Here is a 9,755-nt window from a genome sequence, read left to right as displayed (position 1 = left end):
TGTCACGCTTCTTTAATAGCGAGTGGTTCCCGTTCTGATTCGGGTAAAGTTTTTCTGAGTACGGCAGATACATATCAGGTAGCTGCCGTCGTCTGAACTGGCTAAACGCCGGTTCAGGGCACATCAGATTGAGGAGAAGGTAATGAATGATCTACTGCAACTGGGCATGAGCGGTGTATTGACCAATCAGGCACAGCTTCGGGTAACCGGTAACAACATCAATAACGTCAATACCATCGGTTACAGCCGTCAAGTTGCGGTTCAGACCACCAACGGCTCTCTGTATCAGGGCAACCTGCAGTTCGGCACCGGAGTGAACATCACCGAAGTGCGTCGCGTGTACAGCACTTACGCCAACAACGAACTGAACATGGCGACCACCAAATTCTCCAACGCCACTCAGCGCACCACCGGGTTGACCGAGCTGGATAACTTGCTGTCGAAAGTGGGGATTAAAATTCCGAACACCCTCAACAGCTGGTTTGATGCGGTTAAAAAATTGGGGGATAACCCAAGTGATTTGGCTCTACGTCAGCAGGTGTTGGATCAAGGCAAAAACTTAACGGCTCACTTCAACAATATCCATAGCACGTTAGATAATAAGATAAATGAGCTCAATGATCAGTTAGCAGGTAATTCAGGCCGGGTTAATGATATCGCCAAAGAATTGGCAGCAATTAATCAGTCGATTGTCGAGCAAGGTGGTTCATCTAATGAGATGGAAGATCGCCGTCAAGCACTGCTGGATGAGCTCGCTGAATTCACTCAAGTGACCACGGTAGCCAAAGACGATGGCTCGATGAATGTGATGATAGGTGGTGGCCATACCTTGGTTTCCGGTGGGGAAAGTGCCACCATCAAGATGGTGGATGGCTCACCCGATCCACGCCAGTGCCAGTTAGCGATCAGCTGGGGTAACAGCAGCAAGCCGCTCAATGGCCAGTCGCTCGGCGGCAAGCTAGGCGCGATGTTTGAAATGCGTGATGTGCATATTCCCAAAGCCATGGATGAGATTGGCCTGATGGCGATGGGCATCGCGGATGCCATTAACAAGCAGCAGCAACAAGGCTTGGATCTCAATGGCGAGATTGGCCAGAACATGTTTACCGATATTAACAGTGAACGTGCGAAACAAAGCCGTGCTATCAGTAATAACCCAGCACTGAATCTGGGCGTGAATATTGATGATGTGAGTAAGCTCAGTGGCGGCCCTTTCCAGCTGGAGTTTGACGGGACCGATTACATTTTGCGTGACAAGAGCGGTAACGAGCTGGAAAAGCTGACGCCGCAAGGTACACCAATGAATGGCCTAAGCTCAGATAAATACGGCTTCACGTTAGAGCTCAACGGCGGCACCATCGCCCAAGGCGATAAGATTGAGATCCGCCCAACCCGCCAAGCGGCAGCTGACATTGATATGGTAATGACCAAACCGGAACAGCTTGCCGCACAAGGTATTACCAGCAAAGGTGAAGCTAACAAGGGCAGCGGTAGCGTGAATGTTTCGGTGAAAGATAAAGCTGACCCTAATTACCCGATTGATAGCCGTAAGCTGAATATCGAATACTTCGATGATGGCGGCAAGTTGTCATATCGGATCACCGATGGTGGCGAGCCACCAAAAGAGCTGCAAAAAGGCGAGTATACCGCAGGCGCTAAAGTAAACGTGGGCGGGATGGAAATTACCCTCGGCGGTAAACCGCAAGTCGGCGATTCTTTCAGCATCGATATGGATCCTGCCTCTGGTAGCAACACCAACTTGCTGGCAATGCAAGATCTGCAGAACAGCAAAATCATGGGTAACGGCACCCAGACCCTGTTTGATGTGTACGAAAAACTCAATACGGATATCGGCGCCGCACAGTCATCGGCTATGCGTGACTATTCTCACAGTAAGCTCGAATATCAGAGCGCAGCAACCCGTGCGAGTAGTGTCTCCGGTGTAGATCTTAACGAAGAGGCCGGTAATTTGATTCGTTATCAGCAGTCTTACTCAGCTAGTGCGCGGATCATTTCGATAGCCGATGAAATCTTTAAAACACTGCTTGGCTCAGTAGGTTGATATAAAACCAAGACATTATTATTTGATACAAATACGCATAACGCAAAGCCTATCCTTGTTGGCGTGATAAACGCAGCGTTGTGCATACCATTTAGCCCTGCTTAAAAGCTAAAACCTAAATACCTATATGGATGAACAGCGCGTATAGGTATTACCCAAACAACGTGGGGTGGCAGGCAGGTTACGGGTGTGTAATGGGTAGGCTGTAAACATAATGCTAGGGAGTATAGCTTGATGCGCGTTCCTTCATTTCAGGAATACCGGTTCTTCAGCACCAACATGGGCCAAAAACAAGCCGACCTGAGTAAATTGTTTGGCCAAATGACATCGGGTAAGCGCGTTGAGGCGGCGGGTGACGATTCCGTTGCCATGATCTCGATTCACAATTTAAAACAGCAAAGTACCCTGAATCAGCAGTACACCAACATGGCTGATTTAGCGTTGAACCGTTTAGCACAGGAAGAAACGTACCTGAAAAATGGTGACGATTTAGTGCAAAACACGCGTGAAAAAATGCTGGGCGCGATCAATGGCTCGGTGGATGCCAACGGGCTAAATTCGCTAGCGCAAGACATGCAAGCAAACTTTGATGCGATGCTCGATTTGGCCAATACCCGCGATGAGTCAGGAAATTACATTTTTGGTGGAACAAAAACGGATAAGCCGCCGTTTTACAAAGATGCTGATGGCAACGTGCAGTATAGAGGTAATGATGGTCAGCGCTATTTGCAAGTGGCATCGTCAATTCAAGTTCCGATCAGTGATGCGGGCAGTAAGCTGTTTCAGCAAGTGCCTAACCCGTTTGGTGATTATACGCCTGATTATCAGCGTACTACGGGGTCAGATTTCTTTATCGAAAAAGCCGAAAATTGTACCGATTCAGCCGAAAAATATGACATTGAATTTGTCACCATGGATGATGGCAGCACCGGATTTTTAGCCAAAGATAGCTCTGGTGCGTATGTGCCTGCACAAAAGCGCACTGATCCGAACGATCCGACGAGCCCATTATTGCCACCTGAGCCGCAACCGGTGGATATGGTCAATAATCAAATTGTGATTGATGACGGTACCGGCAGTGCAGATAGCCAAAAGGTAAAAATCACCTTCAGTGGTACGCCAACGGTTACCGAGTCGGGTGCGGATAAAGTCAGCATTCAGCCTGAAAAGAACATTGATGCATTCGCCGCAATGCAAAATGCTATCAACAATGTGAAAGAGGGCAGTAATACCGCGAACATCAGCGTGGGTGTTAAGCAGATGGATGCCATCAGCAAGCATCTGAACAGTGTACGTGGTGAGGTGGGTACCCGTATGCAGGCGGCAGAAACCGCGAAAGAAGATCATGCCGATAACGATGTGGTAGTGAAAACGGCGCTGTCTTCACAAGAAGATCTGGATTATCCCACCGCGGCGCTGCAATTTTCGATGATGAGCTTGGCTATGCAAGCCAGTCAGCAAACCTTTGTTAAATTACAAGGTATGAGCCTGTTTAATTATTTGTGATTTTGTCCACACTGCACGCTTTGCATCATAGCCCGTTTTATCGTTAGAGCCCGCGTAGTGCGGGCTATTTTTTGCTTTCTGTATACCGCATTCGTCTGTTTTGTTTGATTTCGCTGTGTCCGCTGTGAGCGAATTACCCTTTCCCTCTTATAAACCTATGGTCTGCCCTCTGTTATTGCCACAAAATAAATCATTAAAAAATAATCACTTAATGAAAAAGTCAAAAAAAATGACTAAAGGATTTAATTTTTGTGCCGTTACCTATTTTGTCAAACGAATGTAATGCCGCGGGCACCGGCCACGGCGGAATAATGGAGAACAACAATCATGGCTATTACCGTAAATACCAACGTGACCGCGCTGAATGCACAGCGTAACCTGAACAAAACCAACAATGCGCTGAACGTGTCTATGCAGCGTCTGTCTACCGGTAACCGCATCAACTCAGCGAAAGATGATGCCGCGGGTATGCAAATTTCTAACCGCTTAGGCTCACAAATCAGTGGCCTCGGCGTAGCAATGAAAAACGCGAACGACGGTATTTCGATTGCGCAAACCGCCGAAGGCGCGATGCAGGAATCAACCAACATTCTGAATAAAATGCGAGATCTGGCGTTGCAATCAGCGAACGGCTCGAACTCTGATGCTGACCGTGCGGCAATCCAAAAAGAAGTGACTTCTCTGCAAAATGAGATGACCCGTATTGCCGAAACCACCACTTTTGGTGGTCAGAAATTGATTGATGGTTCTTTTGGTACTAAAGGCTTCCAGGTAGGCTCTGAAGCGAATGAGACTATCGATATTACATTGGGTGATATGAAAGCCAGTGCGCTGGGTACGAATCGTTCAACTTTAAGTTCTGCTGCTGCAGACTCAGCAGGTTTAGGTGGATCCACCGCTTCAGGTGAGGACTTAGCCACTTTGCAAGCAACGGACAAGAATTCAGTAACTGCGGGCAAATTAAGTATTCGTGGTAATAAAAGCGAAGAAATCGATATTAAAGCGGGCCACTCAGCGCAGACCATTGCTCAAAATATCAATGCAAAAAAAGCCAGTACTGGCGTGACAGCAAAAGCGCATACTGAAATAGGCGTAACGCTAGGAGCGACAACAAGTGGTGAGGTGAGCTTTAAATTAGGTGGCCAAGAGATTAAAGCTAATATAACGGATCCAAAGAAACCAGAAGATCTAGCTGCAGCGATTAATGCGAAATCCTCCCAAACTGGTATTAAAGCAACTATTACTGACGGCGGTGAATTGCGAATGATCAGTGACAGTGGCAAAGATATTGAAATTGAGGATTTTAAGGCGTTAGCGGCTGATGGTACCACCGCTGTAGCTGCTGGTATTACTTCGTATGGTCAAGATGGTAATAAAAGTACAACAACTGCGTTAACATTAGGTGCTGCTGATACAACTGACTCAGCTGTTTTTACTGGTACTATTCAATTAAATAGTAATAAAAGCTTTTCTACCTCGCTTGACGCGGCAAATCCAACTATTGGTGCTGTTGGTAATTCCACCAGTGTTTCTGTAGATACAGTTGATTTATCTACCGCTGCAGGCTCTCAACAAGCGCTGTCTGTTATCGATGGTGCATTGGCTTCGATTGATGACCAGCGCTCTGACCTCGGTGCACTGCAAAACCGTCTGTCTAGCACCATCAGCAACTTGGGTAACATCCAAGAAAACGCCACTGCGGGCCGCAGCCGTATCATGGATGTGGATTTCGCTTCAGAAACCACCAACATGACCAAGCAGCAAATCCTGCAACAAGCCGGTACCGCAATGCTGGCACAGGCTAAGCAGTTGCCACAATCTGCGCTGTCACTGCTGGGTTAATTCCCTGTAGTTTGCTTTAAGCAAACGAGTCATACCAACAGGGGCGTTTAGCCCCTGTTGTGTCACTCAACGTTAGATTATCTTTAAGCACAAAGGGCAAACTGATGTCTGTTTCCGGATTGTCGATCACCCCTTGCACGTTTACCTCTTCGGCGTATTCTACGCCGCCAGCAATGCCACCGGCCCCTGATGTACCACGCTTGCCGCAACCGACCCCGCTGGCACCCGTTCAAGCTCAAAATTCCCTTGCTGACAGTACGCTGCGGCATGATCAGTTACGCTCTGAGTTTGAGCTGAGTTCAGATTCTCATTCGGCAGTGGAGATCTCAGATAATGATCATACTGACCTCAGTGTGGTAACCCAGCAAATCAACGAATTTATGCGCGGCATGAATCGTCAACTGAGTTTTCACTTAGATGAAGACTTAAATCGTCAAGTGGTCTCGGTGGTAGACCGGGAAAGCGGTGACGTGATCCGCCAGCTACCGTCAGAAGAGATGCTGGAGTTGGCCAAAAAAATGGCAGATCAGATGGCAGGTATTTTGCTTAAAACAGAAGTTTGATGTGTTGGTTACTTGAATCACCTTCTGGCCACATGCCATTAGCGGTATGTGACAAAGGCAGTTAAACCCGTACACGATAATAAATAGAGGTGAAATATGCGCGCTCCTGGTATTGGTTCTGGGCTACCGGTTGCCGATTGGGTTGACATGATGGTGAAGGCGGAAGCAACGCCAAAGCTAAAACAGTTCCAAAAGCAGCAGCAAACGTTAGATACCCAAATTTCCTCGTACGGTAAATTGAAGTCGGCATTAACCGAGTTTCAAGACTCGCTGGAAAAAATGCAAAAAGATGAGGCCTTTGATAAGCGAAAGGTCGATATCGTCGGTAAAGAGCCGCCTTTCGCCGGTTCAGCCACTAAAGATGCCATATCGGGCAGTTATGATGTGGCCGTCAAACAATTGGCGAAAGAGCAGAAAACCAATTTGGCCGCTGTTGCGCCTGATACCAAATTTGATGCCGGTAAGCTGGATTTTACTGTTGGTGGAGAAAGCTTTTCCGTTGATGTAAAAAAAGATAGCAGCTTAAAAGACATTGCGGATGCCATCAATAAGTCACCCGATAATAAAGGCGTGAAGGCCACCATTGTGACCTATACCGATGAAAACGGTAAGCCGCAAAATGAGTTGGTGTTGATGGGTGAAAAAACCGGTGAGAAAAATAGTTTTACCGTCAGTTCAAGCGCTGACCCTAGCAGTAAATTGGGGCAGATGATTGCGGGTCAAAATACGGCGCCAGAAAATAAACCACAAGATGCAATTTTGACCATTGATGGTAAAGAGATCAAAAGTGCTTCGAATAAAGTAGAAAATGCTATTCAAGGTTTAACTCTTGACCTAAAAGAAGTCTCAGAAAAAGATGCGGACGGTAAGTTTAAAACTAACCGTGTCACGGTAGGTTATGATAACAGTGCGGTTAAACAAAGCTTAGGTGAGTTTGTTGAAGCCTACAACAGTATCATTGAGATCACTGATGAGCTGACTAAATACAATAAAGAAACCAGCACTGCCGCACCGTTAACCGGCGATAGTATCGTTCGAAATTTGATGGTGCAGATGCGTGAAATCATGACTAGCCCATCAGAAGCTGCTGGGAGTGTGAAGTTTTTAGCGGATATCGGTATCAGTACTGAACGTGACGGTAAGCTAAAAATTGATGATGAAAAGCTGGATAAAGCGCTGGAAGAAAATTTCACCAAAGTCGGTGCGTTTTTCTCCGATAAAAATGAAGGGATATCCAGCAAGTTAGGCGCTCTGATGAAAGACTTTGTTGGCGCTACGGGGTCGTTAACAGAGAAAGATAAAGCGCTTAATGAGCAAGTACGCAAATTGGGTAAAGAAAAAGAAGCATTTGATAAACGCATGGCTGATTTTGAAACCAGAATGACCAATCAGTTTAATGCGATTGATGCTGCGGTGACCCAAATGCAACAGCAGATGAATACAGTCTTGAGTGTGTTGTAACTATCATTAGGTATTCAGCATGAGTGAAAGTATGTTAACGCAAATTATACAGCTTGATGAGAGGTTACAGGCTTTATTTGCAGCCGATGCCGATCCTGACCCTGAAGAGATCCAACATCTTATTTTTGTTCGGCAGCAGACTCTTGGGCAAGTTTTACCTTTTCTATCAGAAGAGGGAAAAAAAACGCTACATGACATGACTGAATCACTGCTTTTAACTGCGCAGAAAGCGCGTGCTCGTTATGCATTAACTTTATTTCAACATAAACGTTCACAAAAAGGTGTAAAAGCCTATCAAGCGGTTAGTTTGCAGTAATTAGGGTGAGCAATAACATAAGTCGAATTATGCATAATGCTATTTGATGTCATTACGCAGTAAAAAACGATAGAGAGATAAGAGAACAAAATTATGCGTGGAACGTTACAAGCTTATAAAAAAGTTTCAGTTGACAGCCAGTTACAATCTGCATCGCCGCACAAAGTTATCTTGATGTTACTCAATGGCGCAATAGAGCGTTTAGTGCAGGCTAAAGCGGCTATGCAAATGGGCAATGTTGCATTAAAGGGTGAGCGTTTAGGTAAGGCGATAGAAATCATCGCTAATCTTGAGGCTTGCTTGTCAGAAGATGAGGGGCTCGACATTGCCCAAAACCTGAAACAAATTTACGAATACATGCAATCACAACTATTAAAGGCTAATGCTAATAATAATCCCGAATTGATTGATGAGGTGAGCGAATTGTTAACCGAGATCAAATCGGCATGGGAGGCCATTCCCTCTGAGTTGCATTATGTATAATGCTATATGATTTTATTGCATATTGACGCATGTTGAAATAACTCTGGCTATTTTAGCGTGGTATTATGTATAATGAATAAAGTTGTTACTTTATGACTATGACGAAAATATCTTAAAATCTGAGTATGTAACTGATTATGTACGTACTATGTGATTAGCTATTTTCTTAACTTACTGTTTTATAGCATTACTGCTACAGTAAAGTGTCTTATGCCTCGGTTTTTGCTTACTTTCCGAGGCTGTGTGTATTCGTATACTCTTTAGCCGCAATAATCAAAACGATAATGGGAACAAGTGAGGAAGCTTAGTTAATACAGCTTAGCTTTGGTGTTGTGATGACAGCTTTGAGTGATACTTTGAGTAATATTTATTTACAAGTTTCTTGTTGCACCCTCTGTCGTGCGTGAAAATTAAAATCCTCTGTTCGTTCTACTTCATCGAAAAATTTTTAACGGGTTCACACTTAGGTACCATCAGCGCTTATTTATGTGACTGATGGTCATTTTAATGTGATCCATATAGACAGATTCAGGCAAACATGAAGAGGCATTTTGTTTGCGAGACTCTAATAAAATGAATAGGTCGCGTGGCGTTTTGCTATGACTCGTTAAAATTTAGCGCAAATCATAGACCTCGAGATAATGTATGAGGTTGATAAGTCATTTCACGTAGCTATAAGTGAGACAAGTATATCAATGGTTTATTTTAATTCATTGATTTTTATATGTTTATTTTGTTTTGTCTCTTCCCCGTAAAGGTGGGTATTGTTGTATAAAGATATGTGGTCATAAAAGGATTTAGATAGTGGGAGTTTTAAGTGTGGCGAATTAATGAACACTTTGTGGTTGTCTAGAGTTTGTTGTAACCCAAAAGCTAGAGCTGCTCACTTAAGTAAGGTTAAAAAGTGTGATGTAAAACACGTTTAATTATCATATCTTATGCTGCGAACACTATTTTTATGAGTGAAAAAGAGGCGTTTTAGTTAATAGCCTCACAAAATCACGAAATATTAAATAAAGCGCATGTTATAGGGTAGTCTGATATTGTTATAGTCGCTGCCATAAATACTAAAATCGTTACATTAGACACATAATCATGCCGGGACTGCAAAAATTTTTACTGATAGAAGATGAACCTCACCGCCGTGAGGTTTTGACAGTAATTTTTAACTTTATAGGTCAGGATAATATCGTTTTGTCATCCAGCGATGTGGCGTTGCCGCTGGATGACAAACACTCCTGGGCAGGTTGTCTGCTTGGGCGTATCAAAGGCTTTGATGCTCAGTATCAAGCTGTGATTGATTTTCTGCGTATTAACCATCATATCCCGGTAATCACGTTTTCAGGGCAGGGAGATGATTTACAAGGGCTTGCCAACTATGTTGGTGAAGTGGCCGAGCCTCTCAACTATGTTCAGTTAACTGAAGCGCTGGGGCACTGTTACGAATTCCAAGGTAAGCACTCGGCTTCTTATCCGCAAATTACCCGTAAAAACAGTCTATTCCGTAGCCTGGTAGGGCGCA

The 9,755-nt window shown here is 44.7% G+C and carries 8 protein-coding genes; all 8 read left to right on the top strand.

The genetic code is table 11. The annotated features are described in order from the left end of the window. Window positions 1-142 precede the first annotated feature (142 nt). Window positions 143-2,062 carry a flagellar hook-associated protein FlgK gene (flgK, locus tag ACRC27_RS01150; protein WP_438638944.1) on the top strand — a complete coding sequence of 640 codons (1,920 nt, stop codon included), beginning with the start codon at window positions 143-145 and terminating at the stop codon, window positions 2,060-2,062. Between the two features lie 234 nt (window positions 2,063-2,296). After that, on the top strand, window positions 2,297-3,568 hold the full coding sequence (flgL, locus tag ACRC27_RS01145; RefSeq protein ID WP_152105642.1) for a flagellar hook-associated protein FlgL: 1,272 nt from the start codon (window positions 2,297-2,299) through the stop codon (window positions 3,566-3,568). Between the two features lie 327 nt (window positions 3,569-3,895). Continuing rightward, window positions 3,896-5,410: a flagellin gene (locus tag ACRC27_RS01140; RefSeq protein ID WP_152145726.1), complete on the top strand. Its 1,515-nt coding sequence runs from the start codon at window positions 3,896-3,898 to the stop codon at window positions 5,408-5,410. Window positions 5,411-5,514: 104 nt separating this feature from the next. Beyond that, window positions 5,515-5,973, top strand: a complete 459-nt coding sequence (locus ACRC27_RS01135) for a flagellar protein FlaG (RefSeq protein WP_438638941.1) — start codon at window positions 5,515-5,517, stop codon at window positions 5,971-5,973. 96 nt (window positions 5,974-6,069) lie between these two features. Beyond that, the gene (gene fliD / locus ACRC27_RS01130; protein ID WP_152145730.1) at window positions 6,070-7,434 is read left to right on the top strand and encodes a flagellar filament capping protein FliD; all 1,365 of its coding nucleotides are present in this window, start codon (window positions 6,070-6,072) and stop codon (window positions 7,432-7,434) included. A 19-nt stretch (window positions 7,435-7,453) separates the two neighbouring features. Continuing rightward, entirely contained in the window at window positions 7,454-7,750 is a 297-nt protein-coding gene (locus ACRC27_RS01125) for a hypothetical protein (protein WP_152105646.1), read from the top strand. A 93-nt stretch (window positions 7,751-7,843) separates the two neighbouring features. Beyond that, complete coding sequence (gene fliS / locus ACRC27_RS01120) at window positions 7,844-8,233, top strand: flagellar export chaperone FliS (RefSeq protein ID WP_438638939.1); 390 nt, start codon at window positions 7,844-7,846, stop codon at window positions 8,231-8,233. Window positions 8,234-9,328: 1,095 nt separating this feature from the next. Further along, window positions 9,329-9,755, top strand: a 427-nt coding sequence (locus ACRC27_RS01115) for a hypothetical protein (protein WP_438638937.1), incomplete at its 3' end; no start/stop codon positions are given.

Source organism: Plesiomonas sp. (assembly GCF_051650925.1).
Lineage (GTDB): Bacteria > Pseudomonadota > Gammaproteobacteria > Enterobacterales > CAMTGL01 > Plesiomonas.
The sequence above is the reverse complement of the archived record's forward strand: the minus strand, read 5'-3'. Positions and strand labels throughout refer to the sequence as shown.